Consider the following 25590-nt stretch of genomic DNA (forward strand, 5'->3'; position numbering starts at 1 on the left):
TTATGGAAACAAAGCTCATTTGTTTTAACTGCAGCAAAGAGATGACCTTCTCTGGAATTATTGGACGACGCGAGGAATGTCCTCAGTGTCGTTCCGATGTTCATGTTTGCAAAAACTGTGAGCACTATGATCCTAAAGTTTATAATGAGTGCCGTGAAACTCAGGCCGATGTTGTGCGCGAAAAAGATCGCGCCAACTTCTGCGATTTCTTTTCGCCACGCAAAGGTGGCGCTGGTGGTATTGATAAAGCCGCCGCTCTTCGTGCTGCGGCCGAAGCTCTCTTTAAAAAATCGTAGAATTCTTCCCGGTTGGTTAAGTTTTTTATTACTGTGAAAGATATTTTAATCCAGTCTCTTGACGATATTTCAATCTGTTGTGTTGAGCACAAAGAAGTTGCGCATTTTCAAGAGTATTCTTTCCTTCAGCCCATCGACTTTGTTTGTGATCCGTTTGAAGAAACCACCGGCTAAAGCACTTTCTTCCAGTTACGGGATCTCGGAACTGGCAGCATTGATCTTTATTGATAAGTATCTTTTTAGTTCTCGCGGTGAAGGGTTTTACTTCCGCGATGGCAATATTTTTTTGACCGGTGTTGCAAATAATAGGTTTCTGTTCAGCAGCGATATTCTCTTGTTCAATAATATCATGCCTATTGCTATCGTTTTTAATTCTTACGGTAGTTTTCTGTTTGATCACACGATTAGTAACATATTCCAAATAGTCCACAATATCATTAGAAGGAATAGCATGGGATAAAAGGGCTTGAGCTCGTTGGATTTTGTCAGCCAGTTCTTTTGAAATCGTCAAAGATAAGCGAACACTTTCATCAGCTTGAGTAACTTGAGTTGTCGTTTCAATCACAGGTAAATCAAAGAATGAAGCCACTTCCTTTTGTGATTCTTGGAAGTTCTTTGAAGTGATTTGCTCCAGAAGTTCCTGTTTTTCTTCAGCAGTGACTTTCTTATGGGTGGTTTTAAAGACGTCTCGCGCCGCCTTCTGAATTAAAGATACCTGGTGGAGCTTCACTTCTCCGGATTGAATCTTTTCTCCTAAAGAAGGAACTTCTCCCAATAATCTTGCCGCATCAATTCGACGTTGAGCACTTCCTGCAGAATAACCAATGCCTTCAACAAGATATAAGAATAAATTTGCAAAACCATATTCTAAATACAACTTGCGTTGATCTATTTCTTTGATGGTCAAAAGAATCTCGTGAAGCAGTTCACGTTCTTTAGAAACTAATGATTTAATTCTTTGATCAAGTTCAAATTTATTCAATATTTTGAGATTCACTTTTTCTCCAATCATAAGCACCTATTCCGAAGGCCTTCTAACTGCCATCGTGGAAGTACAATACCACGGAAATTTCAGAGTGATTTTTGCAGTTTTCTGAGGAGAAAATGGAGATTTGAAATTCCTTAATAAAGACGTCTATTGAGCTCAGACTTTGTATGTATAAAGAAACAAAATTAAAAACACGAGGCGCCTCCCTGGAGAAAATATCTTTCAGCAGCAGCGAGATAAGGAATTGCTGTAACCGTCCCAAGAGAAATCTTCATTACAAATAAAATTAACGCAAGGCTAGACACGGGCGAAATACAGTCAAAATTTTCACAGTGCTTTTGGCTTTCGTCAGATTGAATCTCAAACTGAAGTTGAGTGACTAAGTCTGTGTCCAGTTTCATCTTCTCGATAAGCGGACTTGTCTCTAAAGGATTTTCTTTATTTTTAGGCCCTCTTCCATTGCTTACTCTGGCGAGCACGATGCTCGTCAGAAAGGCCGCTCATGGATGGCAAGATTTTCTCGCTAGCCGAGAACAGCTGTGTGAGCAAAATTTAGCGAAAACAAACGTCCGCAGTCGAGGAGAGAATTAAAGATTTCGCGAAGTTTATGGGTGCAAAGCGACAGTTGTAACATAATCGCTGCATGGTCTAGGTGGCGATTGACTCAGTGTTACTGCAAAGTCACACTAAAAGCCTATGGCAAAAGCATCAACCACCGAAGTTTTCAATTGTACACCTGAGCAATTCTTTAAAATCATCTCTGACTACGACAAGTATCATGAGTTTCTTCCTGAAGTGAAAAAGTGCACTGTGCTTAAAACGGAAGGCAATAAGAAGCTTGTGGAATACAGTGTTCAAGTTATCAAGTCGTTCAAATACAATCTTTGGATGACAGAGAATGCTCCGAACAGCATCACTTGGGAATTTGCTTCTGGAGATGTCTTTAAAACATCCGTGGGCTCCTGGAAACTTGAAAACGAAGCGGGCAAAACTCGCGCGACTTATACCGTCGAAGCGACCTTCAGTATGTTTGTTCCCGGTCCTATTGCAAATGCATTGGTCAGCGTGAATCTTCCGAATATGATCAGTAGTTACCACAAAAGAGTAAAGCAGGTTTATGGCGTCTGATGACAGTCACAAGAAAGACGAAAAAGACCAGCCGGGAGATCTTAAAGGTCTTCTTGGCGACACTGTAAAAAAAGTTTTTACAGCGGGAGTCAGTGCGGCTTTCATGACTGAGGAAAGTTTGCGCGCCTATGTTTCTGAATTAAAACTTCCCAAGGAAGCGATGAATCTTCTTTTGCAAGGCGCGAATAAATCCAAAGATGAAATCACTCAGCGAGTGACCAAAGAAATCGTGGGTATCATTCAAAAAATCGACTTCGTAAAGGAAGCTTCGAAATTCGCCGAAACTCATAAATTCAAAATCACAGCCGAAATCGATATTGTAAAAAAGGACACTGGCTCGGACTCTGAAAAGAAGTCTTAAAACTCGACCAAAGACGATCTCAAGTTGAGACATTTTCGTCCGATAAGAGAGTCATGGATCAAGAACTCTTAAGCGTTATTTCAGTCATTTTGTTTTGTGGATGCTGTCACCAGTTTATTAAAACGATTGTGACGCCCATTCCTCTTTTATCTTCTGAGAGACCTTATGCCCGCGCGGCTATGCAACTTGGCAAGTTCTACAAGTCTGTCGCCTGGGGCACGATGACAGGGGCTTTCCTTGTCGGCCTTGTTTTTTCATTTCAACAAGTCTTTACGGCCCTCTAATTACATCCTTTCTGCTCTGCGGTTTACCTTAAGCTTTGTTTATGGCAGCCTTCTTGGTGGAGGTTGTTATGAGTTCATTTTCGACTGTCAATCCTGCAACGGGTGATGTTTTAAAAACCTATGAGCATGTGACATGGGAAGGGGCGCAGAAAGCGATCAGCGATGCTGCCAAAGATTTCCAAGTGTGGCGTAAGGCCTCTTGGGAAGAGCGTTCGCAAGTTCTTCACAATCTCGCAAGCTCTTTGCGTTCTCATAAAACCGAAATAGCACAAATGATGCATCAAGAAATGGGAAAGCTCATATCCGAAGGAAAAGCGGAAGTGGAGAAGTGCGCTGTCACTTGTGAATTCTATGCGAAGGAAGCGCCGGGAATGTTGCGCAATCAAGCGGCGGTTTCTTCTCCCTACACCCATGCGGAAGTCAGCTTTCAACCCGTGGGAGTTGTTTTTAGTATCATGCCGTGGAATTTTCCTTTGTGGCAGACGATTCGTTTTGCCGCTCCGGCCTTGATGGCGGGGAATGTGATTGTTCTTAAGCACGCCGATCTCACGGCAGGAACGGCAGAGCTTATTGGCAAGATTTTTTCGGATCTCACACCGAAGTATAAACTTTTGCGCAATATTCAAGTTGACCACGAAGTCGCAGCAAAAGTGATTGCCGATCCGCGTGTGCATGGAGTGACTTTCACCGGAAGCAGTGCGGGTGGAAAATCAGTGGCCATGGAAGCGGCGAAGAATTTAAAGAAGATTGTTTTGGAATTAGGTGGCAGTGATGCTTACCTCGTTCTTGAGGATGCCGATGTTGAAGCGGCTGCAAAAACCTGCGTAAAAGCCCGCCTGGTCAACTGCGGACAAAGCTGTGTTGCGGGAAAAAGATTTATCGTACATGAGAAAGTCTCAAAAGAATTTATCCAGCATTTTGTGAATGAAATGAAGGCCGCAGAGATCGCGCCTTTGGCCAGTGTGAAATTCAAAAAACAAATCATGGAGCAAGTTGAAAAACTTAAATCTTGGGGTGGAAAAGTCGTCTTGGGTGGCTCAGCACCGCAAGGCGCGGGGGCTTTTTATCCAGCAACCGTTGTGGTTTTTGAAAAAGACCATCCGGAACTTCACAAAGAAGAAGTGTTTGGCCCCGTGGCTTCAATTCTCGTCGTAAAAAGTACGGAAGAGGCTCTTCAAGCTGCCAACTCATCCCCCTATGGATTGGGTGGAGGAGTGTTTACTCGGGATCTGAAAAAAGGAAAAGAACTCATAGAAAAAGAGTTGCAGGCTGGTTTTGTCGTAGTGAATGATTATGTGAAGTCGGACCCGCGCATTCCCTTTGGGGGCGTGAAAGAGTCTGGCTATGGTCGGGAACTCGGGCATTTCGGAATTCTTGAATTCGTAAATATCAAAACAGTGGCCGTTGCAGGAGAGATGAAGTGAAATTGGTGAGAGCGAAACAGGATCTGGATCATCATGTATGGAAATTGATCAAACTTCATTCCCTGCAAGAGAAAAAGATTTTAGTCGCGCTCTCTGGTGGAACTGATTCCGTCGCTCTGCTGCGTGTTCTTTCTAAAGTTCATAAAAAAGATCTTTTAGGAGCTTGTTACTTCCATCATGGTGAAGACTCCAATCAGGAGTACCGTAAGGAAGCTCAAGTTTTTTGCGAAAAAATATGTAAAAAATTAGGCATCGCATTTTACCCTCTTAAATCTTCCATTTTGGCAAAATCTGAAGCCGAGTATCGGGAACTTCGTTATGAAGCTCTGGACCGTTTGATGAAGGAAGAAAAGTTTAATTTATTGGCAACGGGTCATCATCGCGATGATCTGTTAGAGACGCGTTTGCTACGTCTAGTTCGCGGAACCGGAGCGCAAGGTCTTCAAGCCATGCACGTTTTGAAAGACGGAATTTTTCGTCCCTTTTTGGATGTGACTAAAAAAGAGCTTAAAAAATATCTGCGTGAAGAAAAATGGCGCGTTCTTGAAGACCCGACAAATGCCTCCCTGGACCCTTTGCGTAATTGGATTCGTGAAGAGTGGCTTAAAGTTTTGGACCGTCGTGCGCGTGGTGCATCGGCGGCCTTAGCACGTTCACTTGAAACGATCGCACTTGAAATTGAAAATCGTCCGTGGGGTGATCTCCTGAGTCAAAATGAGGCTTATAAGACACAGGGCCTTTCGCGCGGATTTTATCTCACTTTAAGCCCTTTTGAACAAAAAAGATTATTGGCCCAATACCTTTTTGCCCTCGGAAAACGCGATTTTTCGCAATCTCACCTCGAAGAAATTCAAAAGCGCCTGGACAAGTCGCAAAAAGTGATCACATTCAAAGTCGGTGGGTGTCACTGGGAAGTTAACGCAGAGCAAGTCAAGGTCCAGTCCTGATTTGAGAGAGGCGAATTCTCATTGCGAAGTTTCTTTTTTTGAGATGGCATCCATGTTACCCTTGAGGGTGACTTGACCTCCGACTGAAAGGAACTGAAATGCGCTCAACTCAGAAAACGCTGGCTCTCTGGTTCTTCCTGATCATCATGGCTGTTTTTCTATTTCAAGCCTATGAGAGTAAGCACCAAAGAGTGATCTCTGATTTTAACTATCCGAAATTCTCCGATGCGGTGAAATCCGGGGAAGTAGCCTCTGTGACATTCCGCCAAGACACGAGTGAAATCGTCGGCGAATTAAAACCAGAATTTGAAAAAAAATATAACGGAACTCATTTTGCGATTGTGGGAAATACGGGCGACAAGGGGCTTGCATTCCTTCAAGAGCACGGCATCACTCCAAATTACGAGCGTGCTGATAGTGGTGGTTTCTTCCAAACATTTATCGTGAACTGGTTGCCATTGATTTTGATCGTGGCGATGTTCTTATTTATCATGCGCCAAATTCAAGTGGGTGGCGGTAAAGCCATGTCATTTGGCAAAAGCCGTGCACGCCTTCTTACAGAGCATAAAAACCGTGTGACGTTCAAAGAAGTGGCCGGCGTGGATGAAGCGAAAGAAGATTTGCAAGAGATCGTAAGCTTCCTGAAAGATCCAAAAAAATACACGAAACTCGGCGGTCGCATTCCTAAAGGGGTGTTGTTAGTAGGTCCTCCGGGAACAGGTAAAACTTTGCTTGCGCGCGCTGTTGCGGGTGAGGCGGGTGTGCCTTTCTTTACAATTTCTGGTTCTGATTTCGTTGAGATGTTCGTGGGTGTCGGTGCGAGCCGTGTCCGTGATCTTTTCGAACAAGGTAAGAAAAATGCTCCTTGCTTGATCTTTATCGACGAGATCGATGCAGTAGGACGTCATCGTGGTGCTGGCATGGGCGGTGGTCATGACGAACGTGAGCAAACTCTGAATCAATTGCTTGTTGAGATGGATGGTTTTGAATCTTCGGAAGGTGTGATCTTGATCGCAGCGACGAACCGTCCTGACGTTCTTGACCCAGCACTTCTTCGCCCAGGTCGTTTTGACCGTCGCGTGGTTGTGAATAAGCCAGACCTTAAAGGCCGTGAACAAATTCTTGCTGTTCACATGCGCAAAACTCCATTGGGTCCTGATGTGGAGCCAATGAAGATTGCGCGCGGAACTCCAGGTTTTTCGGGTGCAGACCTTGAAAACCTTGTGAACGAAGCAGCTCTGGTGGCCGCTCGCACGGATAAAAAATATCTTGAGATGGAAGACTTTGAAAAAGCGAAAGACAAAGTCATCATGGGTTCTGAAAGAAGGTCTATGGTTATCTCGGATGAAGATAAAAAAGTGACTGCGTACCATGAAGCGGGTCACACATTGGTGAATAAAAAATTGGGCGGTTTGGATCCAATCCATAAAGTAACAATCATTCCTCGCGGAATGGCTTTGGGTGTGACGCAAACATTGCCAGAAAAAGAAAGCGTGTCTTTGTCTAAAGCAACGGCAGAGAAAATGATCGCCTTCTTGTTCGGTGGTCGTGCAGCGGAAGAAGTGATCTTTAAAGACATCACAACGGGTGCAGGTAACGATATCGAACGTGCCACTGACATCGCCCGCCGCATGGTGTGTGAATGGGGTATGAGTAAGCTTGGACCTTTGGCTTTTGAAAAACGCGGTGGTGAAGTGTTCTTGGGAATGCAATACGGTCACCAAGGTCACAAAGAATACTCTGAAGCGAAAGCAGAAGAGATCGACGTTGAGGTTTCTAAAATCATCAACGAAGGTTACACAATCGCGGTTCGTATCTTGACTGAGTACAAAGACGCTTTGGAAAGATTGGCTCAAGCTCTTCTTGAGTACGAAACAATCGACGGTCATGAAGTTGAAATGCTTGTGAACGGTGCGGCTGTTACGGAAATTGAAAAATACCGTAATAGCAAAAAAGACGGTGGTGGTTTGGGAGTGATGGTCTCTACGAAAAAAGATCCATCAGGTGACCCCGTAGGCAACACCGGCCCTGTGACAATTTAATATTAGCGAATAACGGCTCCGACATAGTGTCGGGGCCTTTTAACGTTTTAGAGGCATCTTGATGTTGCAACAGTTTGTCGACAACTTGGTATTCATCATCCAGCATCTGCGCGTGCAAGATGCGATTGATATGCTTCTGGTTTGGATGGTTGTTTATCGTATCTTGGTTCTGATCAAAAGAACCGGAACCATTCAAATGCTCTCGGGCCTGGGGGTCCTGGCAATAGGCTACATCCTCAGTATCTGGCTTGAGCTTTTCACCTTCAACTGGATCTTAGAAAAATTCTTCTCAAATTTATTTGTGATCGTGGTTGTTTTGTTCCAAGGGGAGATTCGTCGTGCCTTGGCTCATATCGGAAGCAACCCGTTCTTTAGTGATGCTTCCACGATTCAAGAAACTCAAGTGATCGAAGAGATCGCAAAGGGCATTATCCTCACAGCACAAAAAGGCTTCGGTGCGCTTGTGGTTGTAGAGCGTGAAATCGTCATCGACTATCACATTGAATTTGGAACAGAAATGGAGTCGAAAGTTTCAGCGGAACTTTTAGCTTCCATCTTCCATCCAGAAAGCCCCATGCATGATGGGGCCGTTTTAATTCGTAACGGAAAAATTCACTCCGCAGGATGTTTCCTGCCTTTAAGTAAAAATCCGGCTCTTGATAAAAACTTGGGAACTCGCCACAGAGCTGCCATTGGTCTTACAGAGGAAACCGATGCGTTGGTCTTTGTGGTTTCTGAAGAAAATAAATCTATCGGTATCGTGCAAGGGGGGCATTTGAGCCCTAACGTCGAATTAGGCGATATCCGCAAGGCCCTTTATGAAACCTTTGGTCTTAAATACAAAGCCTTCTCTCAGCAAGGGGAGGTGACGTAATGAAACGCCGCTGGTCCAATATTATCACGGAAAATTTCAGCTATAAGATCGTCGCCCTTTTTATCTCTTTGATTTTGTGGCTCACGATCTTAGGTCGTAGGGACTTTGTCTTAAGTAAAAACATCGATATTGAACTGGTAACAGCTCCAGGAATGCATGTTGTGGCGCAAACCACGGATCGCATTAAAGTAAAAGTTTCGGGGCCGAGATCCTCATTGAAAAAGTTCTTGGAGAGTTCTCTGTCTCAGAGTATTTCTCTTGATATCTCACAAAGGGGCGAAGGGGTTGTTTATGTCGACATCCCTATGAATAAAATTGAAGTCCCCATTGGTGTAAAAATTTTGGGTGTCCGTCCGAACCAGATTCAGGCGGAAGTGGTTAAGGTGAAAGGCCCGACTCATGACGAACAAAAAGGTCAGTAAAGTGGAAAAAAAGTCTTCAAAGCTTTTCGGTACGGATGGAATCCGTGGCACTGCCAATCAGTGGCCAATGACTCCGGACATGGTAGTTAAAATCGGGCAAGCTATCGGTTACATGCTTCAAAAACAGGCCAACAACTCTCCGGCTCTGGCTCGTAAAGTGGTTATCGGTAAAGACACGCGTCTTTCGGGTTACATGATTGAACAAGCTCTTGCGAGTGGTTTGAACTCGATGGGAATTTTCGTGCAACTTGTGGGTCCACTTCCAACTCCAGGAATTGGATATTTAACTCGCACCATGAGAGCGGCTGCGGGGATTGTTATTTCCGCATCTCACAATCCGTTTCACGACAACGGTATCAAAGTTTTCGGCGCTGATGGTTTTAAAATTTCTGAAGAGATGGAAAGAGAAATCGAGCGTTTGGTTCTTGAAGAAGATCTGAGCACTTTTTTGCCACCAAGCAAAGAGATCGGCCGCACAAAGCGTATCGAAGACTCGCAAGGTCGTTACATCGTTTATGTGAAGGGCACTTTCCCTCTTGAGTACACTCTAGATGGTATGCGCATCGTTTTGGATACGGCCAATGGAGCTTCTTACAAAGTGGCTCCTTCGGTCTTCCAAGAATTGGGTGCTGAAGTGATTCAATTGGGTGATGATCCTAATGGAACAAATATCAACGACAAAGTCGGTGCATTGTATCCGCAAAAACTTTCTGAAGCGGTTCAACAGTACCGTGCCGATGTGGGTATCAGCCTTGATGGTGACGCCGATCGCGTGATCATGGTCGATGAAAAAGGGGAGATCGTCAACGGTGACCGTATTCTTGCGATCTGTGCTCTGCATATGAAAGAGCGCGGGCTTTTGAAGGGGGACACGTTGGTGGCGACACAGATGTCGAACTTCGGCCTTGAAAAGCGCATGAGCGAAGCCGGCATCAAGCTTGTTAAAACAGGTGTGGGTGATAAGTACGTTGTCGAAGAGATGAGAAAAAATGGTTACAACCTGGGCGGTGAGCAATCAGGTCACATCATTTTCTTGGATCACACCACAACAGGTGATGGTTGTATCGCGGCTCTTGGTGTTCTTGCGGTGATGAAACAGACAGGCAAAAAAATGAGTGAACTGAATCGCGTTTTTGAAGACGTGCCTCAGGTTCTTATCAACTGCCGTGTGAAACGTCGTACAGAGCTTCATGATCTTGCGGGCTACAACGACATGATTCGCAGTATTGAAAAGAAACTCAATGGTGATGGACGTGTGTTTGTCCGTTTCTCTGGAACAGAACCGGTGATCCGTGTTCTTGTCGAGGGACCAGACAAAGCACAAATCAGCATGTTTGCTGAAGAGATCGCATCCTTCTTAGAAAAAGAGCTATCATAATATGAAACATAAAATTCGTCTTGGTGTGAATGTGGATCACGTAGCAACCCTACGTCAGGTTCGAGGCGGCACTACGCCTTATCCCAATCTTTTGGATATGGTTAAGAAATCTGTAAAAGGGGGCGCTGAACAAATCACGATCCATCTTCGTGAAGATCGTCGTCATATTCAGTTGGAAGACTTAAAGCTTCTCTCGAAGTCTTGTCCTGTGCCTTTAAATCTTGAAATGGCAGCCACTTCGCAAATGGTTTCCTTTGCAAAGAAGTACCGTCCGGATTGGGTGTGCTTTGTTCCTGAAAAAAGAGCCGAGCTAACAACGGAAGGCGGCCTTGATGTAAAGAAAGGCTTTAAGAAAATGGCTCCGATGGTTGAAAAACTTCAACGTATCGGTATTGAAATTTCCATGTTTATCGAGCCTTCTATGGAGCAGGTTGAAGCGTCTTATGAGATTGGCGCGGATGCTGTTGAATTTCACACGGGAAAATGGGTTCATCTCACAGGGTCCCGTAAAGAAAAAGAATGGCAACGTTTAGTGGATGCAGCGGAATGGGCGAACTATTTGGGTTTGAATGTTCACGCGGGCCATGGCCTTGATTATCATCATTCAAAGCTCATCAACAAACTTCCTTATCTTCAAGAAGTGAATATCGGTCACTCCTTGATCTGTTACGCTCTTGAAGAGGGTCTGGAAACGTCTGTTCGTAAGATGAGAAAGATCTTAAAGTAATGTCGACAATCCTGAACTCGGAAAGAACAGTGAATAATCTCATTGAGCTTAAAGAGTTCTGGAATGAATTCCTGCCGCACTTAAATGAGCGCTGCATTCTTCTTATGAGCGGCGACGTCGGTGCGGGTAAAACCACTTCTGTGCAAATGATTGCAGAGACTTTGGGAATGCGAGACGTGCAGTCTCCTTCGTTTGCGATTCATCTTCGCTATGAAAACACTCAAGGAAAATCCCTGGACCATATTGATCTTTATCGTCTGAAAGATGACGACGATTTGGAAAGCTCAGGCTTTTGGGATTTGTTTTCTCAGAAGCAGGGTTTGATTGTGATTGAGTGGGCCAATCGTTTGGATTTTGATTATTTGCCTTTGAACTGGCAAAGAGTCGAAGTGAAGTTTGAAAAAGTCTCGGCAGAGACTCGTAAAATCATCTGCCGTCTTGTTTAGAGGTACGCCGTACCTTTTTGAATTGCAGCGCGTTTATTTATATCCGTTAGCATAAGCTAAATCGAGGTCTGGAAAGAAAACTCTTTTCCAAACCGGGATTTTTTCGACGTCATCAGGGGAAACTACTTTTTTAAGTTCCAAGTCTCCCACGGGATTTCGGCCCACTTGATTGCGAACTCGGAGGCGGAACTGGTAGGGGATTTCGGTGTTTTTGTATTCGTTTGAGAAAATACCACGACGGTTGTCGAAAGCCTCTTTAGCCGCTTTGCTGTAGTCACTCACGATGCGTTTTTCAAAAGGATAGATAAAGTACATCACGCCCCAACCTTGTTTGAGCATTTCTTTATTTACATCCATTCCGTCTTTAATAAGGCGTCCCAGCACGCGACCATGTTTGTCGACTTGGCTGTCGTCAGAAAGAGTGACCGTAGAGCCTTCTGGTACCATGGATTTTAATACGTCTCGGGCTTTGAAAGACACGTCACCTTGGGTGTTCTTATAGAAATCAACTTCAGGTGTATCCACGCCCATCAGGCGCACTTTATACTTTTGCGAATCTGTGATGCCAATAGCTGTGAGGGTATCCCCATCGTGAACACTCGTGATTTTCAGAGTGATTGACTCAGCAAAGAGGGTTGAAGGAATCAGAAGAACTAATAAAAAGAAACTGCGTAGGTAATTCATAGAGCGCAGTTCTATTGTGAAGAGGGTTTTAAGGCAAGGCCCCCATTGAGTATTCTGGAATTATGATGGGAGTTAAGAAGTAAATACTGAACTGTCTAAAAAACAGACAGCACTATTTAGTACCTTTTAGCTGGGATTCCTTCTTTTGTTCTTGGGATTGAGGAAAGCGAGTTCCAATGCCGTGATCTTTTAAGTTGTTCAAGATCTCTTTGCAATCCGAATAACCCGTGCGATTTCTCCACGCGATTTGTGCTGCGGGCGCGGGTGTTCCAGGCTGTGTAGAAACATTGAGTGTAATGCGTTTTCGGAGGTTGCGATTAAAGGATTTTTCAAAAGGTGTGCACGCCTCGGGCAGCAATTTAAAAACGACTTCGGAAACTTTTCCGAGTGAGTTGTCTTGAACGCTTTCAACAGCAAGGGGGCAGGTCACCGTTTCTGAAGAAGAAACGATTTGAATTTCTGCATGATCCAGGTCGCTGACATTCACAGATCCCGAAAGCTTTTGCTTTTGCAGCCAAGCGTCTTCAATTTTGCACGAATAAAGATTTTCCGCCGCATTTGCAAAAGAGAATAAACCCAGGACGAGAAAAGAAGTAAAGAGCATGGTTCTTATCATCTTGCACCTCCTTGAGGGCGGCAATAACGGATGGCGTGACTAGAACAGTGTAAGTTACCTTGTTTGGCGTGTGCGAAATGAGTGTCGATGTAATCTGTCTTAAGACCCAGTCCCTTTACTTGTTTATCAATTTCACTTTTAAATGCAGGGTTGACGGGTTCTGGCATAATATAAGTATCGCCAACGATCTCTCCATTTGTTGGATTCGGGAAAAGAGAAAGCCCTGATCCCACGGCATACTTTGCCGGCTGTTGGCCGTAGTCCATCATTCCTGTGTAGATATCTGGTATATCAATGGTCTTAGGTGAGCATTGAGGATATTTGGCTTTGAGTTTGGCCAGGAGGTCTTTTTTAAACTCCTGAATGGACTTTTCGACAGCCTCGTTAAAGTCTTTCATCTCTTGGTCGGACTCTATGATCTTTGCGAGATCTTTGTTCGTCATATTGTAGCACTCAAGAGTATCGTCCATTTTTGAGTTTGATTTAACATAACCGGATTTACGCATCTCGGCTGTAATTTTGTTTCTAATCTCAGCGATTTTTTCTCTTTGCTGTCTTTGTTCTTCCATTGATTTAGGTTGTGTAGCGGAAGCTGCATCAAGTTCTTTAAAAAGTTTTTCAAGTTTTGATTCCGGAGTGATTACAGTCACCCCAGCCCAGGCCTTTGCCAAAGTTATTTCCCATAAGAGCTGAGAAACGCCTTTGCCAGGACGAGATTTTATTGGAGATCCCGGAGAGGAAGGATTTTGTGATCTCTTATTTTCCATGTAGGCCGCGCACATTTCACGATATCCACCTTGTCTCATGCGGGATACAATGTCTTCGCCAGACACATTGGAAAAATCAAAAGCGCGACCATTCGGATTGGCTTTTAACAGTTCAAGACCCTTCTTTGGACTTGCAAAAGCCAGCGAAAAATCACAGGGAGGCTTTTGTGACGGGTCTTTTAGAGTTTTAAACATTTCATCCGTGTGGCCGACCTTTAAAAAGTCCGAAGGAGTTTTAACGGCAGCGTCCATATTTGTACAAGTCGACTTCGCATAAGAGAACCATTCATCACCTTTAAAGTGATCCGCACCTAAAAGGCAAAGGCCATTTACCGCTTCGATATTTCCACCACTATGACCGGATTTATAATTATTATTTTCCAAAAGAGGACCTGCGTGGATGTTACACTCTTTGGACGTGGAGCTGATCATTGAGGTGTATGAGTCGCCATGACGTCCGTAACCTTGAACTTCACGCAAAACAGGTTGGCCTGTTTTTGGGTTAAAGAAATTATCAAAGTAGTCCTGCTGCCAGTTCCAGCGATTTTGTCCTTCGACGCGAGTGAGTCCTTTGATCCACTGATCGGCGACTTGTGGGGAGGGGGCTTGCTTGCGAAGTTCAGCAACAAGTTCTTCGTATGTTTCCGGTTTCACGTGAAGAAAAAATTGGGGAGGTTTCCCGGGTTGTGCTTTTATGACTTTTGTAACGTAAGATTTCACCCACGCAGAACCACCTTGATTGTCCGAAACAGTGGCTGCCATGATTGGATAATTTTCTGAAAGCAAAGTGCTTCCGGAAGTCGGGCATACTGGTACGTCTGCATCCATCGGGTTGTGTTGAGAACATGCATTTTGATTTTGTGCAAATGCGAAACTTAACAAGAGTAAAACCAAAGACACAGAAAACTCCTTGTTATTCTTAAGCTGCTTGCAATCCTTTGACAAAGTCTGTGGATAGTTTTTCTGCCAGATTTAAAGAAATTTTGTTGTAGGCTGATTTTTCCGCAAAACCCATCAGCATGCCCACGAGTTTTTCATTCACGATAATTGGTGAAATCGTCACGTGGTCGGGGATGCGTCCTTGATTCCAACCCTCAAAGAATTTTTCATTGATCTCATTCAAAGAGATATAACCATGGAAAGATTTTTGTGTGGAAGCCACGATATTAAAGATACTTGGAGTTTGCAGAGGGAACCGCATCGACGTGTCTTTCATGCCTTGGAAGTTTTCATCCCAAGCAAAAGCCGTCAATTGAGTTTCTTGCTCATCCAAAGTCAAGATCATGGATTTTTCAAAATGCACTTTCATTTCACTTAAGACCTGCTTGATCTTTTCGTTGAGCAAAGGGGCATTTTTCTTTTTCATTTTATCTAAAGCAAAGTTTCCACTCGCCACGGGATTGATTGTGGGTTTCGCCACTCCTGCGGGACGGGGAACGATAGGAATCGGTTTGTTTCCAAAGCTGTCTTCAAAAGGTGGAGGCATCTCCGATTTTGGAGGCGGCGGTGGGATGCTCGCTTTTTTAGGTGCTGAAGACTCACTCACAGGAGATGCCGCTACGATCGGAGCTTTTGCTGCAACGGCAGGGGCTGGCTCTTCATTTAAAACCAACTCGTCGACTTGTGTTTTAGGTTCTAACTCTGCAGAAAGCTCTTGAAGGGCATCGTCTGTAGATACAACTTCAATAACAGGATTTGAATTCGTCGGAGTTTCTTCTTTCGGAGTCAAAGCTTCAAGGCGAATCACTGTCGGTCCATCGAAAAGACCGTCCATTCTCTCTTCAGATTTTTCAGCAGACTCGTCTAAGACTTCCAAAGACGGGGATGATTGAGCAGTGTCATTGACTCCTAAATCCTCAAATGAAAAACTGTCGCCAGATCCTTGTTTTGTGACTGTGGCGATAGAGAGATCAATACCATCTGGAGCCTCAGAGCTCGCAGACGCAGTAGGAGTTGCTGCCGTTTTTTCCGGATGGAATTTTCTCCACGCTTCTTGCAAATCTTCGAACCTTGCGAAGACGATAATGCTTGAAGGCATTGAAGGAAAATCCTGTGGCGGCTGAAGACATGCTACGATGAGGGATCCGTCCCACTCCGCCACAGGCAGACACTCCACAGACCACGGGTAATGGGTCGCCCACTTTGCGAACATTTCCTGGGAAAGAGGAGTTTCTGTAAAAAATCGTGACTGAAGCTTGGGTAGTTTATAATGAGTCATCGCCCAGTTTAAATATTCATCCGAGCGGAGGCGTTGTTCCTTCAGGGCATAACCCAAAAGGCTCAAGGGCGAACCACTTTGTTCAAAGGATTCTGTAAGTCCTTGAAGTTGCTCTTTAAAATGTTCAAACCATGCATGTAGACTCATCTCTTTGTTTATCGGTAGATTGGGGTAAAACATAAGGAAATCCGAGGTCTAGTCCAGCTTCTGTCCTTCGGGCGGCAGCATCCTGGCCGGGGGCCGTATGTATAAATTGCAGCGTAGTTAACGCGATAGACATGGTAAGTGCTTAAATATTCTTAGAAGTTTTCAATACTTAAGAAGTATGCTACCTTCCTGCGACCTATGATTCAGACCAAAATCTTTCATTATTTCGACCATAATGCCACGACCCCTGTGTGCAAGGAAGTTCTCGAAGCGATGCCCGAACTGGCGCAAGCTTGGGGTAATGCCAGCTCCATTCATTGGGGTGGTCGACAGCCGAAGAATATTCTTCGTGATGCAAGAAAAGCGGTTGCCGAAGCGGTGGGGGCAAGCAGTCCGCTCGAAATCATTTTCACATCAGGTGGAAGTGAAGCGAACAACACGGTGATCAAAGGTCTTTTTGATTATTATCAAACAGCTCAATTTTTAACTCCAGAGCAACGCCTGCGCACGCACTACATGTGTTCCGCCGTTGAACATCCTGCGGTGATCAAAGCCATGCAGCATATTCAATCGCTGGGTGCCCGCGTGGATTTTATTCCCGTGAATCGTCGCGGTGAAATTGATTTGGCTTTTTATGAAGCGCATTTGACGGAAGAGACCGCTTTGGTTTCTGTGATGTTTGCGAATAATGAAACCGGAACTCTTTTCCCGATTAAGCAAATGGCAGAGATGGCTCATAAAAAGGGCGCGTTGTTTCATACTGATGCTGTTCAAGGTTTTGGGAAAGTGCCCGTGAATTTGCAAGAGCTGGGTGTCGACTTTGCATCGTTCTCTGGTCACAAATTTTATTCTGTGAAGGGTTCGGGCTTTTTGTATTCTAAGCGCGGATCTAATTTTAGTTCTTTGATTAACGGTGGAGCACAAGAAAGACATCGTCGCGGTGGTACTGAAAACACTTTGGGTATTGGCTGCTTGGGTGTGGTTGCAAAGCGTGTGAACTTGATTGCGGAAAAAGCACAAGCCATGGCGAAACTTCGTGATGACATGGAAGCACGCATTCTTGCTGAAATCGAAGATGTCACTGTCACAGCCGGAGAAACACCTCGCCTTCCGAATACCAGCTCTTTGGTTTTAAAAGGTGTCGATGGCGAGACAATGTTGATGTCATTGGATATCAAAGGCTACGCGGTTTCAACGGGGGCGGCTTGCTCTAGTGGAAATCCGGAACCAAGCCCTGTGCTATTGGCGATGGGACTTACTCGCGAAGAGGCGCAAAACAGTTTGCGTGTGAGTATTGGTTGGGAGACGACTCCTGAGCAAGTGAACGGATTTATTGAAGCATTAAAAGTTGTGGTCGCAAGGTTGCGATCTTTAAAAAACGATGAAGGAGACTCTTGTCATGTCTAAAGGACGAGTCCTTGTTGCTATGAGCGGAGGCGTGGACAGTTCTGCCGCGGCTGCGCTCTTGGTCGAACAGGGTTATGAAGTGATCGGTGCTACGATGCAAGTGTGGGATTATTCCACCTGCGATATCGAGGAAGGCAATGGTACTTGTTGTTCAAGTATCGACGTGGATGATGCCCGTGCCGTGGCCGATCGTTTGGGAATTCCATTTTATGTTCTAAACTGCGAAGCAAAATTCCGTGCCGCAGTTATTGATCCTTTCTTAAAGGCGTACTTGGAAGGGCAAACACCACTTCCATGTGTGAACTGCAACACCTATCTAAAGTTCGACCATCTTGTGAAAAAGATGAAAGAGCTGGAGTGTGATTATCTCGCTACTGGTCACTACGCTAAAATCGTTTATGACGATCAAGGGAAAGCGTCCATTCACACGTCGACAGATGATTGGAAAGACCAAACTTATTTCTTATTCACGATTGACCCAGAGCTTGTACCGAAACTTTTATTCCCTGTGGGCGACATGAAAAAGCCTGAAGTTCGTGCTTACTCTGAAAGTCGCGGTCTTGTGACGGCTCGTAAAAAAGACTCTCAAGGTATCTGCTTTGTGGGAAATATGGGCTATCAAAACTTTATCAAGGGCCAAGTGGATAAAACGATTCTTGCGACTAAAAAAGGCTTGATCAAACGCTACCCCGCAGGCGAAGTGATGGCTCCCCACGACGGTATTCACAACTTTACTATTGGTCAAAGCAAGGGCTTAGGAATGGATTATCACGAAAAACTTTTCGTGATCAAAATTGATTCATCTGACAACACCGTTTGGGTGGGAGATGAAAGTCATCTTTTTGCCCATGAAGTCGACGTGATTGAACCAAAACTTTTGGGCGATGTTCAAGATGGCGAAGTTATGAGTGTTAAAATCCGCTATCAACACAAAGGCTCCTTGGCGCAAGTCTTTAAAACAGAGACGGGTTACAAACTTAAATTCCAAGAACCACAAAGAGCCGTGACTCCAGGTCAGGCCGCTGTGTTTTACCGTGATAAAGAACTTGTGGGAGGCGGATGGATCACTCTCTAAAGTATCAAGTTCATACTTTCGGCTGTAAGGTGAATACTTACGACGCAGGTTTGATCCAGAAAAATCTCAATGCTCACGGTTTTGCTCCGGTTGTTTCAGGAGAAAAGAACGCGCGCATTCACGTTTTAAATACCTGCGCGGTGACAGCAGAAGCAACGAAAGAGGCTCTTCGCTACATTCGTCGGTTGAAGGTGAAAGATCCTTTTTGTACGGTGGTTGTAACAGGTTGTGCCGCTCAGGTGGATACGGGATCTTTCTCGAACTTGCCCGGTGCTGATTTGGTCGTGGCCAACTCTCATAAGAGTTCTTTGCCGGATCTTTTGAATAAACATTTCCGTGGTGAACTGACAGAGAAAGTCTTTAAATCCAATATCTTTAAAAAAGAAGATTTAGAAGCGGGTGGTGGTATTGAAAAATCCCACACGCGCACTTTCTTAAAAATCCAAGACGGCTGTAACAGCTTCTGCACTTACTGTATTATTCCTTATGCACGCGGTAAGAGCCGTTCTATTCCTGTGGCTGAATTGGTTCATCGTATCAACGATCTTTATGCTGAGGGTTCTCGCGAAGTTGTTCTTACGGGTGTTCATATCGGCGATTACGAAGATGAAGTCGGTGGTAAAAAATATGTGATGGAAGATTTGATTGAAAATCTTCTGGCGAAAACCAAAATGCCTCGCTTCCGTCTTTCAAGTCTTGAGCCCGTGGAAGTTTCCGAAAGACTTTTGGATTTGTACCAAGATCCTCGCATGTGTCCGCATTTCCATATGAGTATTCAAAGTGCGAATACGGACGTTTTGTTCCACATGAAGCGTAAATACACGCAAGACGATGTTCGTAAATCTTTGAACGCGATTGCTAAAAGAGTTCCAGGATCTTTCGTCGGTATGGATGTGATTACAGGCTTCCCAACAGAAACAGAAGAGCAGTTCCAAGACACTTACAATACCTTGGCAGAACTCCCTTGGACGAAACTTCATGTCTTCCCGTACAGCGAAAGACAGGGGACCAGAGCGGCCGCGATGGATGTTTCCGTATATCCTCATATTCGCGCGGAGCGTGCCGCGAAACTTCGTGACTTGAGCATTGCTCGTTATGAGGAGCAGGCGAAGATTCAGTTGGGTACGACGAAGAAAGTTTTGGTTCTTAAGAACGCTGCCAAAGGTGGACAAGGTTTAAGTCACGACTATTGGCCTGTGGCTATTGCGGGTGCTGAAAGTTTCCTTGATCATTGGGCCGGACAAGAAGTGGATGTGAAGATCTCTTCTTATGACCATTCCAATAAACAACATATGGAAGGTCACTTGGTCGGCGAGGTTCTGACATGACGGAACTTGAACAAAGACTGGGATATCAGTTTAAGAACAACGCTCTTTTAGAACGAGCTTTGACTCATAAGAGTTTTGCCAATGAATTAAAAAGTCCCACAGAGCACAACGAGAAGTTGGAGTTCTTAGGCGATGCGGTTTTGGATTTGGTGGTCGGGGAGTTTCTTTACGAAAAATTTCCGAACGATACAGAAGGTGGGTTGTCTAAAAAACGCGCCAGTATCGTGAATGAAGAAGTTCTTTCTGAACTCGCTTTGGACATGGAGCTAAATAAGCTCATGCATCTGGGAAAAGGGGAGACCTTGACCGGAGGAGCGCAGAAGCCTCGTTTGATTGCCTCTTCATTTGAAGCCATTGTCGGAGCGTTGTACTTGGATGGCGGTTTTGAAGTGACGAAAGATTTTATTCGTCGCGAGTTTACAACTCTCACGGCGCGTGTTTGCGGCAGTGAGGATTTTGAGAAGGACTATAAAACTCGATTGCAGGAACTGGTGCAGAAGTCTCTCAAAGAGACGCCGAAGTACGAAGTTCTGGCGGAAGAGGGGCCTCCTCATGATCGAGAATTTTTGGTTTGTGTGAAAGTAAAAGAAGATGTTTGGGCCCAAGGGCGAGGGCGCAGTAAAAAAAATGCGGAACAGTCGGCAGCGAAAAATGCCCTGGAAACTAAATGTAAGGAGACGAACTAATGGGATACAAAGCGGGATTTTTAGGACTCATCGGGCAACCGAATGCAGGGAAGAGCACATTGATGAACTACCTTGTCGATGAGAAAGTATCCATTGTTTCTTCAAAACCTCAGACAACACGTCGTCGTATTTTGGGGATATGGAGCACGGATCAAGGACAAATTATTTTTGTCGATGCTCCAGGAATCATTAAAGCCGAAAAAGGTTTGAATAACTTTTTAGCCAAAGAAGCCGAAGAAGTAATTTCTGATTCAGACGCTTTGCTTGCGATTGTCAGCGTGGATGAGCAAAAGCCGGAAGATGCTGAAAAAATTCTGGATCTGGTTTCTAAAAGCGGAAAACCATGGATCGGGATCGTAACGAAGGCGGATATCGCTGAAAAAGCGCACCGTGTTTTGATTCTTAAAAAAATGATCGAAGAAAAAGGTGGAAAAGCCATGTCTATTTCCGTGAAAGAAGCGGAAAACGATCATGAAGAGCGTGAAGCAATGTTGATTGAGTTCTTAGAACTTCTTCCAGAATCTCCGGCTCCCCTTTATGATATCGAACTTTTCACAAACGAAAACGTGCGTGAGATGGTGAGCGAAGTGATTCGTGAGAAGTGTTTTGAGTCTTTGCATCAAGAGATTCCTTACTCACTGGCTGTGCGTATCATAAAATTTGATGAAAACGCGTCTCCGATTCCAAAGATTCATGCTGAGATCATGGTTTCTAAAGAAAGTCACAAAGCGATTGTGATTGGTAAAGAAGCCAAAGTGATTAAGCAAATCGGAATGGACGCTCGTAAAGAAATTGAAAAACTGATGGGGGAAAAAGTGTTTTTGGACCTCCAAGTGATCAGCAAACCAGAATGGTTTGAAAACAAGAGAATGATGAAGGAGTTGGGCTATGCAACAAAATCTGAAGACTGAGTTCGCGCCGAAGGTGGCGATCATCGGTCGCCCCAACGTAGGTAAATCGACGTTATTTAATATTATCACGGACAGCCGTAAAGCCGTGGTGAAGAACCAGGCCGGAGTGACTCGCGATATTATCATCGAGCCTGTGGATATCTGGGGAAAACAATTTGATCTGATTGATACAGGCGGGATCACGGAAGCGGGAGATATTTTCTCGAAGCTTATTCGTGAACAGGTCACGGAGTTTTTGCACTCTGTGGATCTCATCGTCGCTGTGATGGACGGTCGTGCTGGTTTGGTTCCTGAAGACCGGGACATTATCCGTGTTGCGAAACAAACGGGGAAGCCGTTTCTTCTTGTTATTAACAAGGTCGATAAAGTTTCTGACGAAGATATGTTTAAGGCCGACTTCTATGAGTTCGGCGTGGATATCATTGCAGCGTCTTTCGAACAACGTCGCGGCGTGGGTGAGATTCTGGAGTGGGTTGTAAAACAAGTTCCTGAGAATCCGGGAACTGTGAAAGAAGGAATGAACATCGCCATCGTAGGTAAACCCAACGTAGGTAAGAGTTCTATCTGCAACTGCATTCTCGGTTCAAACCGCATGATTGTTTCTGACGTGGCGGGAACAACGATTGACTCTGTGGATTCTCCATTTATTTACAATGGTGAGAAATACACTTTGGTGGATACAGCGGGTTTGCGTAAATCCGCTCGTCGTGAAGAAGATCTAGAGATCATCTCGGCCTTTAAATCCCAAGAAGCCATTCGTCGTGCAGACATCGTACTTTTGATGGTGGACGGAACGATTGGCCCTACGGATCAAGATGCTCGCATCATGCAGGCGATTCTTGAAGATCATAAAGGTGTGATCCTTGTTGCTAATAAATCCGACCTTGGTGGTAAAGAGGTTCCGGAATATCGCAAAACTTTCCGTGAACAAGTAGAGCGCGTGTTTCACTTCTTTAAAGATGTGCACGTTGTATTTACGAGCGCGAAAACAGGAGTTGGTATTGACGATCTTTTTGAAATGATCGCGAAGGTTTCAGGCCAGATGAATTTCCGCGTTCCAACATCGGAGTTGAACGACTTCTTCTTTGAAACGATTCGTAAGGCTCCAGCTCCAGTTTGGGGAACGACGAATGTGAAGTTCTACTATTTGACTCAAACTTATCAAAAGCCACCGGCGTTTATCGCATTTGCGAATCATCCTGATGGCGTGACGAATTCTTACCGTCGTTTCTTGATAAAAAATATCAAAGAGCGTTGGGATCTTCATGGTCTTCCGATTCGTATTTTCTGTATGAAGTCGCGCCGAGGCGGATCAAGCGATGAGTAAACGCGGCTCGTGGAGAACACGCTTTGGATTTTACCTTTTGGCCATTGGTTCTGCCTGTGGTCTGGGAAATCTATGGCGTTTTCCCTACGTGGTTGGTGAAAACGGGGGCGGGGCTTTTATCCTGATCTACGTTTTCATGGCGTTGGCCATCGGTGCGCCGATGCTGATTGCTGAGTTGATGGTTGGAAAGAACAGCCGTCGCTCGGTGATTGTGGCGACTCAGCAACTGGGTCAAAAAGCCGGTCGTGGATTTAAGTGGGCCGGTCGTTTTGCAGTTATCTTAAGTATCGTTGTTCTTTCTTACTATGCCGTGATCAGCGGTTGGGTTTTGCATTTCATGACCCAATTTATGATTTCTCTTTTCAGTCCTCCTGAAATGGTCACGGCGAAAACTAATTTAGCGGCGTTGATGGGGAATGGTTGGTTGCAACTGATGTTGGCTAGCGTCCATTTGCTTATTACCGTTGTCGTTGTCGTGAAGGGCGTGCAAGAGGGACTGGAGAAGTGGATCAGTTATACGATGCCTCTTTTTGCGGTTCTCGTGGGCGTTCTGGTGATGCGTTCTTTTTCCATGCCCTCGACTCCCGAGGTTTTGCGTTTCCTTTTTTATCCTGATTTTTCAAAACTCACTTGGTCTTCTTTGAATCACGCCTTGGGACACGTTTTCTTCACTTTGTCTGTGGGCTTTGGAACTATGGTGACTTTCGGTTCTTATATGCGCGAATCCGACCATGCACCGACGGCGGGTTTCCGTGTGACATTGGTCGATACGGCTATTTCATTGATTGCTGTGGTGATGATTTTCCCCGTGGCATTTCAAGCATCGAACGTCCCTCTGACAGATCCTGCTTTGATGTTTGAAGTTTTACCTCGTTATCTTTTGGGTATTCGCGGGGGAACTTTATTTGGTCTGGCTTTCTTTGCGTGCCTTTATATGGCGGCACTCAATGCCAGTATCGGTCTTCTTGAAGTTGTCGTTTCAAACTGGGTGGATGCGCAAAAGAATATGGAGCGGGGCAAAGCGACTTGGTATTCTGGTTTGATCGCTCTTGTTCTTACGATCCTTCCTGCTCTTTCAAGTTCTGTATTTAAAGACATCCGCGTTTTAGGCCGTTCGTTGATTGAGTCTTTGGATTCACTCTTGATCAATTGGTTCTTGCCGATGGTCGCTTTAGGAATTCTTATTGCCTACAATCGCGGGACAACAGAAAAAGAAAAAGAGCTGAGCTTCGTCGATAAGGACAAGTTCGTCAGCTACACAATGTACCCGCACTGGAGCTTCACTTTAAAGTGGGCCGCTCCAGCCGTGATTGTTCTGGGTCTTATTCTACAAATTCTCGGTGTTTTCTTTAAATAGGCGAAGGGTGTCCGTCGACTCTCAGTTGGAAGAGGAAGTACGGAGGAATGCACGCACCTTTTCCACTGGCTGTCTTCATGCAAATATAATCGGCTCTGCAAGCAATCGTATTGTCGCAGGCCTGTAAGGCACCTGGGCGCGTGTTTTCAGCTAAGCATTCTGAAAAAGGTCTTTTGCGGGCAAGACACTGATTGAATCCGAAAAGTTCAGCGATGGCTCCGCAGGTTTCTCCAGATTTAAGATTATCGCAGCCATTTGAACACATGCCGCCGGGAAAGCCGACCTTGGTGGTCTGACAATAAGATTCACCTCCACAAGGCATTTTGGTCGATGCTTTAAGATAATCTTTGTGCGAGTTCGTGGTCTGAGAAATCGTTCCTGGCTCGCAAGGATTTCCTGCGATGCGAGTGTCGGGAAGGCATTCGCCGATCTCCAAATTATTTTCAGGATGGATCACAGGAACGCATTTTAAACCGGTCCCGCAGGTCCACGTTTTGTATTCACTGCCAAGTCCGCAGTGATCGTTCATTTTTCCCACAAGGCTTGGATCGCGCTCTGAAAATGGACGAGAACTGTCGGGGCTTCCGCCTTGCGATAATTTTTCCATATATTTTGTGCGACGAGAAATTTCGTTCATCATATGCGGAGACTGAGAAGAGAAAATAGAATTGGCAAAAATAGTTTTCGCGGGATCTTTTCCAAGGAAGTGAAATCCTGCAATGGTGCGTCCTTGGTGGCAACCGACGCATGTCATGTCGTTCAAGCGACGTCGAAAGGAGGAAGCTCCATAAATATTTTTAAGCTTCGTATAGTCGACTTTGGAAAAATCATCTTTCTTAAAGATGGAATCGAAAGGGCGATTGCTCAGGCGGTTCATGCCGTGCAAAGCAAAAGAAGACACCTTTCGAGTTAAGAACTTATCTGGAATATTAAGAGTTCCCGCATCCAGTGCTTGAATGTTTTCCGGCTTTAAAAGCCATTTTAAAAGTTCCTCTTTCAATTCTTTGTTCTTATTTAGAAGTGTCACATCCGGTGTGTTTTCTAAAGTACTCGGAACCAGGGCGCCATTGGGGAGAGGGCGATAGACACGCATAAAGTATTCGGCGTGTCCGCCCATGTCTCCGCGAATGGTTGAAGGCCATCGGGTGGCTTGAAAATTCAACTCCACTGATTTTAGATTTTCTTTTGTGGCCCACTCTTTGATGGTTTTGCCGTTCACATTATTCCAGGACTTCGCAACGACTTGACAAGATGTCTTCAGTGGCAGGCGAAAGACCGTGTTGATTGTCATTGGCAGACGAGAATTAATAAGTGTTCCGTCCTGTGTTTTTTCGTAAGAGAGGCGGTAGATAAGACGGATCTCGCCGCAGGTGCCGGGATTAAAAACAGTCCGATCCATTCTGTTAACAATGCCGACAAGTTCAAATCGAGCAGAAGGGGATCTTAACCAACCAGTATCGAAGAGCCGATGATTGAATTTCATGCCGGCACCCAATTTGGGATCTTCTTTCTTTAGATCGTTGAGTTCATCATGAATGTCGGCAACTAAAGATTGGTAGATGATGTTTTCGGCAAGTTTTTTATTGTTAACTGTTTTTATGGAGAAAACCAACTCGCTAAAACTCAATCCTGAGCTTTCCAAAGCTTGCAGCTCCTGAGGATCTTCGATAAGAAGCGTTTGTGTGTGTCCGAAGGAACTCGCTAAAACAATAAAAAAGAAGAGCAGCAATGTTTTCATGAATGAAATCTT

At 44.8% G+C, this 25590-nt stretch carries 25 protein-coding genes; 19 read left to right on the plus strand and 6 right to left on the minus strand.

Features of this window, described 5'->3' with window-relative positions; genetic code table 11:
- Window positions 1-2: 2 nt before the first annotated feature.
- Entirely contained in the window at window positions 3-296 is a 294-nt protein-coding gene (locus ACL934_RS09560; protein WP_374080303.1) for a hypothetical protein, read from the plus strand.
- A gap of 28 nt (window positions 297-324) precedes the next feature.
- On the opposite strand, the gene ACL934_RS09565 is transcribed toward ACL934_RS09560, so the two are convergent.
- Window positions 325-1293: an HNH endonuclease gene (locus tag ACL934_RS09565; protein ID WP_413613452.1), complete on the minus strand. Its 969-nt coding sequence runs from the start codon at window positions 1291-1293 to the stop codon at window positions 325-327.
- A 687-nt stretch (window positions 1294-1980) separates the two neighbouring features.
- Between ACL934_RS09565 and ACL934_RS09570 the strand changes: the two genes are divergently transcribed.
- The 11 genes from ACL934_RS09570 to tsaE all read left to right on the plus strand — a co-directional run bounded on the left by ACL934_RS09570 (window position 1981) and on the right by tsaE (window position 11317).
- Window positions 1981-2412, plus strand: a complete 432-nt coding sequence (locus ACL934_RS09570) for a type II toxin-antitoxin system RatA family toxin (protein WP_374080307.1) — start codon at window positions 1981-1983, stop codon at window positions 2410-2412.
- Window positions 2402-2773 carry a hypothetical protein gene (locus tag ACL934_RS09575; protein WP_374080308.1) on the plus strand — a complete coding sequence of 124 codons (372 nt, stop codon included), beginning with the start codon at window positions 2402-2404 and terminating at the stop codon, window positions 2771-2773. The genes ACL934_RS09570 and ACL934_RS09575 overlap by 11 nt, the downstream gene beginning before the upstream one ends.
- Window positions 2774-2826: 53 nt before the next feature.
- Window positions 2827-3057, plus strand: coding sequence for a hypothetical protein (locus ACL934_RS09580; protein WP_374080309.1), 231 nt, complete (start codon window positions 2827-2829; stop codon window positions 3055-3057).
- A gap of 68 nt (window positions 3058-3125) precedes the next feature.
- The gene (locus ACL934_RS09585; RefSeq protein ID WP_413613453.1) at window positions 3126-4481 is read left to right on the plus strand and encodes an aldehyde dehydrogenase family protein; all 1356 of its coding nucleotides are present in this window, start codon (window positions 3126-3128) and stop codon (window positions 4479-4481) included.
- The gene (gene tilS / locus ACL934_RS09590; RefSeq protein ID WP_413613454.1) at window positions 4478-5428 is read left to right on the plus strand and encodes a tRNA lysidine(34) synthetase TilS; all 951 of its coding nucleotides are present in this window, start codon (window positions 4478-4480) and stop codon (window positions 5426-5428) included. The genes ACL934_RS09585 and tilS overlap by 4 nt, the downstream gene beginning before the upstream one ends.
- Window positions 5429-5526: 98 nt before the next feature.
- Window positions 5527-7470, plus strand: a complete 1944-nt coding sequence (gene ftsH, locus ACL934_RS09595) for an ATP-dependent zinc metalloprotease FtsH (RefSeq protein ID WP_413613455.1) — start codon at window positions 5527-5529, stop codon at window positions 7468-7470.
- A 61-nt stretch (window positions 7471-7531) separates the two neighbouring features.
- Window positions 7532-8344 carry a diadenylate cyclase CdaA gene (cdaA, locus tag ACL934_RS09600; RefSeq protein WP_374080314.1) on the plus strand — a complete coding sequence of 271 codons (813 nt, stop codon included), beginning with the start codon at window positions 7532-7534 and terminating at the stop codon, window positions 8342-8344.
- Window positions 8344-8766, plus strand: a complete 423-nt coding sequence (locus ACL934_RS09605; protein ID WP_374080316.1) for a hypothetical protein — start codon at window positions 8344-8346, stop codon at window positions 8764-8766. Before cdaA ends, ACL934_RS09605 begins: the two co-directional genes overlap by 1 nt.
- A complete protein-coding gene (gene glmM, locus ACL934_RS09610; RefSeq protein ID WP_374080317.1) occupies window positions 8744-10144 on the plus strand; it encodes a phosphoglucosamine mutase in 1401 nt (466 codons plus the stop codon). The genes ACL934_RS09605 and glmM overlap by 23 nt, the downstream gene beginning before the upstream one ends.
- Before the next feature lies 1 nt (window position 10145).
- Entirely contained in the window at window positions 10146-10871 is a 726-nt protein-coding gene (locus ACL934_RS09615; protein ID WP_374080318.1) for a pyridoxine 5'-phosphate synthase, read from the plus strand.
- On the plus strand, window positions 10871-11317 hold the full coding sequence (gene tsaE / locus ACL934_RS09620) for a tRNA (adenosine(37)-N6)-threonylcarbamoyltransferase complex ATPase subunit type 1 TsaE (RefSeq protein WP_374080320.1): 447 nt from the start codon (window positions 10871-10873) through the stop codon (window positions 11315-11317). Before ACL934_RS09615 ends, tsaE begins: the two co-directional genes overlap by 1 nt.
- Window positions 11318-11350: 33 nt before the next feature.
- On the opposite strand, the gene ACL934_RS09625 is transcribed toward tsaE, so the two are convergent.
- The 4 genes from ACL934_RS09625 to ACL934_RS09640 form a co-directional block, all read right to left on the minus strand.
- Window positions 11351-12001 (minus strand): thermonuclease family protein, encoded by a 651-nt coding sequence (locus ACL934_RS09625; protein WP_374080322.1) that lies wholly within the window; start codon window positions 11999-12001, stop codon window positions 11351-11353.
- Between the two features lie 112 nt (window positions 12002-12113).
- Window positions 12114-12617, minus strand: coding sequence for a hypothetical protein (locus ACL934_RS09630; protein ID WP_374080323.1), 504 nt, complete (start codon window positions 12615-12617; stop codon window positions 12114-12116).
- The gene (locus tag ACL934_RS09635; RefSeq protein ID WP_374080325.1) at window positions 12614-14284 is read right to left on the minus strand and encodes a protein-arginine deiminase family protein; all 1671 of its coding nucleotides are present in this window, start codon (window positions 14282-14284) and stop codon (window positions 12614-12616) included. The genes ACL934_RS09630 and ACL934_RS09635 overlap by 4 nt, the downstream gene beginning before the upstream one ends.
- Before the next feature lie 19 nt (window positions 14285-14303).
- Entirely contained in the window at window positions 14304-15749 is a 1446-nt protein-coding gene (locus ACL934_RS09640; protein ID WP_374080326.1) for a hypothetical protein, read from the minus strand.
- 198 nt (window positions 15750-15947) lie between these two features.
- Between ACL934_RS09640 and ACL934_RS09645 the strand changes: the two genes are divergently transcribed.
- The 7 genes from ACL934_RS09645 to ACL934_RS09675 are packed head-to-tail and all read left to right on the plus strand — an operon-like array spanning window position 15948 to window position 23840.
- Complete coding sequence (locus ACL934_RS09645; protein ID WP_413613456.1) at window positions 15948-17156, plus strand: cysteine desulfurase family protein; 1209 nt, start codon at window positions 15948-15950, stop codon at window positions 17154-17156.
- On the plus strand, window positions 17149-18231 hold the full coding sequence (mnmA, locus tag ACL934_RS09650) for a tRNA 2-thiouridine(34) synthase MnmA (protein WP_374080328.1): 1083 nt from the start codon (window positions 17149-17151) through the stop codon (window positions 18229-18231). The genes ACL934_RS09645 and mnmA overlap by 8 nt, the downstream gene beginning before the upstream one ends.
- Complete coding sequence (gene mtaB, locus ACL934_RS09655; RefSeq protein WP_413613457.1) at window positions 18216-19559, plus strand: tRNA (N(6)-L-threonylcarbamoyladenosine(37)-C(2))-methylthiotransferase MtaB; 1344 nt, start codon at window positions 18216-18218, stop codon at window positions 19557-19559. Before mnmA ends, mtaB begins: the two co-directional genes overlap by 16 nt.
- A complete protein-coding gene (gene rnc / locus ACL934_RS09660) occupies window positions 19556-20245 on the plus strand; it encodes a ribonuclease III (protein WP_413613458.1) in 690 nt (229 codons plus the stop codon). Before mtaB ends, rnc begins: the two co-directional genes overlap by 4 nt.
- Window positions 20245-21156 carry a GTPase Era gene (gene era, locus ACL934_RS09665; RefSeq protein ID WP_374080331.1) on the plus strand — a complete coding sequence of 304 codons (912 nt, stop codon included), beginning with the start codon at window positions 20245-20247 and terminating at the stop codon, window positions 21154-21156. The genes rnc and era overlap by 1 nt, the downstream gene beginning before the upstream one ends.
- Complete coding sequence (gene der / locus ACL934_RS09670; protein WP_374080332.1) at window positions 21134-22483, plus strand: ribosome biogenesis GTPase Der; 1350 nt, start codon at window positions 21134-21136, stop codon at window positions 22481-22483. Before era ends, der begins: the two co-directional genes overlap by 23 nt.
- Window positions 22476-23840, plus strand: a complete 1365-nt coding sequence (locus ACL934_RS09675; protein ID WP_374080333.1) for a sodium-dependent transporter — start codon at window positions 22476-22478, stop codon at window positions 23838-23840. Before der ends, ACL934_RS09675 begins: the two co-directional genes overlap by 8 nt.
- On the opposite strand, the gene ACL934_RS09680 is transcribed toward ACL934_RS09675, so the two are convergent.
- The gene (locus tag ACL934_RS09680) at window positions 23833-25578 is read right to left on the minus strand and encodes a hypothetical protein (protein WP_413613459.1); all 1746 of its coding nucleotides are present in this window, start codon (window positions 25576-25578) and stop codon (window positions 23833-23835) included. The genes ACL934_RS09675 and ACL934_RS09680 overlap by 8 nt on opposite strands.
- Window positions 25579-25590 lie beyond the last annotated feature (12 nt).

It is taken from the genome of Bdellovibrio sp. HCB-110, from assembly GCF_047323225.1.
Classification (GTDB): Bacteria; Bdellovibrionota; Bdellovibrionia; order Bdellovibrionales; family Bdellovibrionaceae; genus Bdellovibrio.

What these genes read in the sequence shown, in the direction of transcription:
- ACL934_RS09560 (WP_374080303.1), top strand. Translation starts at nt 3, where the DNA reads ATGGAAACAAAGCTCATTTGTTTTAACTGCAGCAAAGAGATGACCTTC.
- ACL934_RS09570 (WP_374080307.1), top strand. Translation starts at nt 1,981, where the DNA reads ATGGCAAAAGCATCAACCACCGAAGTTTTCAATTGTACACCTGAGCAA.
- ACL934_RS09575 (WP_374080308.1), top strand. Translation starts at nt 2,402, where the DNA reads ATGGCGTCTGATGACAGTCACAAGAAAGACGAAAAAGACCAGCCGGGA.
- ACL934_RS09580 (WP_374080309.1), top strand. Translation starts at nt 2,827, where the DNA reads ATGGATCAAGAACTCTTAAGCGTTATTTCAGTCATTTTGTTTTGTGGA.
- ACL934_RS09585 (WP_413613453.1), top strand. Translation starts at nt 3,126, where the DNA reads ATGAGTTCATTTTCGACTGTCAATCCTGCAACGGGTGATGTTTTAAAA.
- ftsH (WP_413613455.1), top strand. Translation starts at nt 5,527, where the DNA reads ATGCGCTCAACTCAGAAAACGCTGGCTCTCTGGTTCTTCCTGATCATC.
- cdaA (WP_374080314.1), top strand. Translation starts at nt 7,532, where the DNA reads ATGTTGCAACAGTTTGTCGACAACTTGGTATTCATCATCCAGCATCTG.
- ACL934_RS09605 (WP_374080316.1), top strand. Translation starts at nt 8,344, where the DNA reads ATGAAACGCCGCTGGTCCAATATTATCACGGAAAATTTCAGCTATAAG.
- glmM (WP_374080317.1), top strand. Translation starts at nt 8,744, where the DNA reads ATGACGAACAAAAAGGTCAGTAAAGTGGAAAAAAAGTCTTCAAAGCTT.
- ACL934_RS09615 (WP_374080318.1), top strand. Translation starts at nt 10,146, where the DNA reads ATGAAACATAAAATTCGTCTTGGTGTGAATGTGGATCACGTAGCAACC.
- tsaE (WP_374080320.1), top strand. Translation starts at nt 10,871, where the DNA reads ATGTCGACAATCCTGAACTCGGAAAGAACAGTGAATAATCTCATTGAG.
- ACL934_RS09625 (WP_374080322.1), bottom strand. Translation starts at nt 12,001, where the DNA reads ATGAATTACCTACGCAGTTTCTTTTTATTAGTTCTTCTGATTCCTTCA.
- ACL934_RS09630 (WP_374080323.1), bottom strand. Translation starts at nt 12,617, where the DNA reads ATGATAAGAACCATGCTCTTTACTTCTTTTCTCGTCCTGGGTTTATTC.
- ACL934_RS09640 (WP_374080326.1), bottom strand. Translation starts at nt 15,749, where the DNA reads ATGAGTCTACATGCATGGTTTGAACATTTTAAAGAGCAACTTCAAGGA.
- ACL934_RS09645 (WP_413613456.1), top strand. Translation starts at nt 15,948, where the DNA reads ATGATTCAGACCAAAATCTTTCATTATTTCGACCATAATGCCACGACC.
- mnmA (WP_374080328.1), top strand. Translation starts at nt 17,149, where the DNA reads ATGTCTAAAGGACGAGTCCTTGTTGCTATGAGCGGAGGCGTGGACAGT.
- mtaB (WP_413613457.1), top strand. Translation starts at nt 18,216, where the DNA reads ATGGATCACTCTCTAAAGTATCAAGTTCATACTTTCGGCTGTAAGGTG.
- rnc (WP_413613458.1), top strand. Translation starts at nt 19,556, where the DNA reads ATGACGGAACTTGAACAAAGACTGGGATATCAGTTTAAGAACAACGCT.
- era (WP_374080331.1), top strand. Translation starts at nt 20,245, where the DNA reads ATGGGATACAAAGCGGGATTTTTAGGACTCATCGGGCAACCGAATGCA.
- der (WP_374080332.1), top strand. Translation starts at nt 21,134, where the DNA reads ATGCAACAAAATCTGAAGACTGAGTTCGCGCCGAAGGTGGCGATCATC.
- ACL934_RS09675 (WP_374080333.1), top strand. Translation starts at nt 22,476, where the DNA reads ATGAGTAAACGCGGCTCGTGGAGAACACGCTTTGGATTTTACCTTTTG.
- ACL934_RS09680 (WP_413613459.1), bottom strand. Translation starts at nt 25,578, where the DNA reads ATGAAAACATTGCTGCTCTTCTTTTTTATTGTTTTAGCGAGTTCCTTC.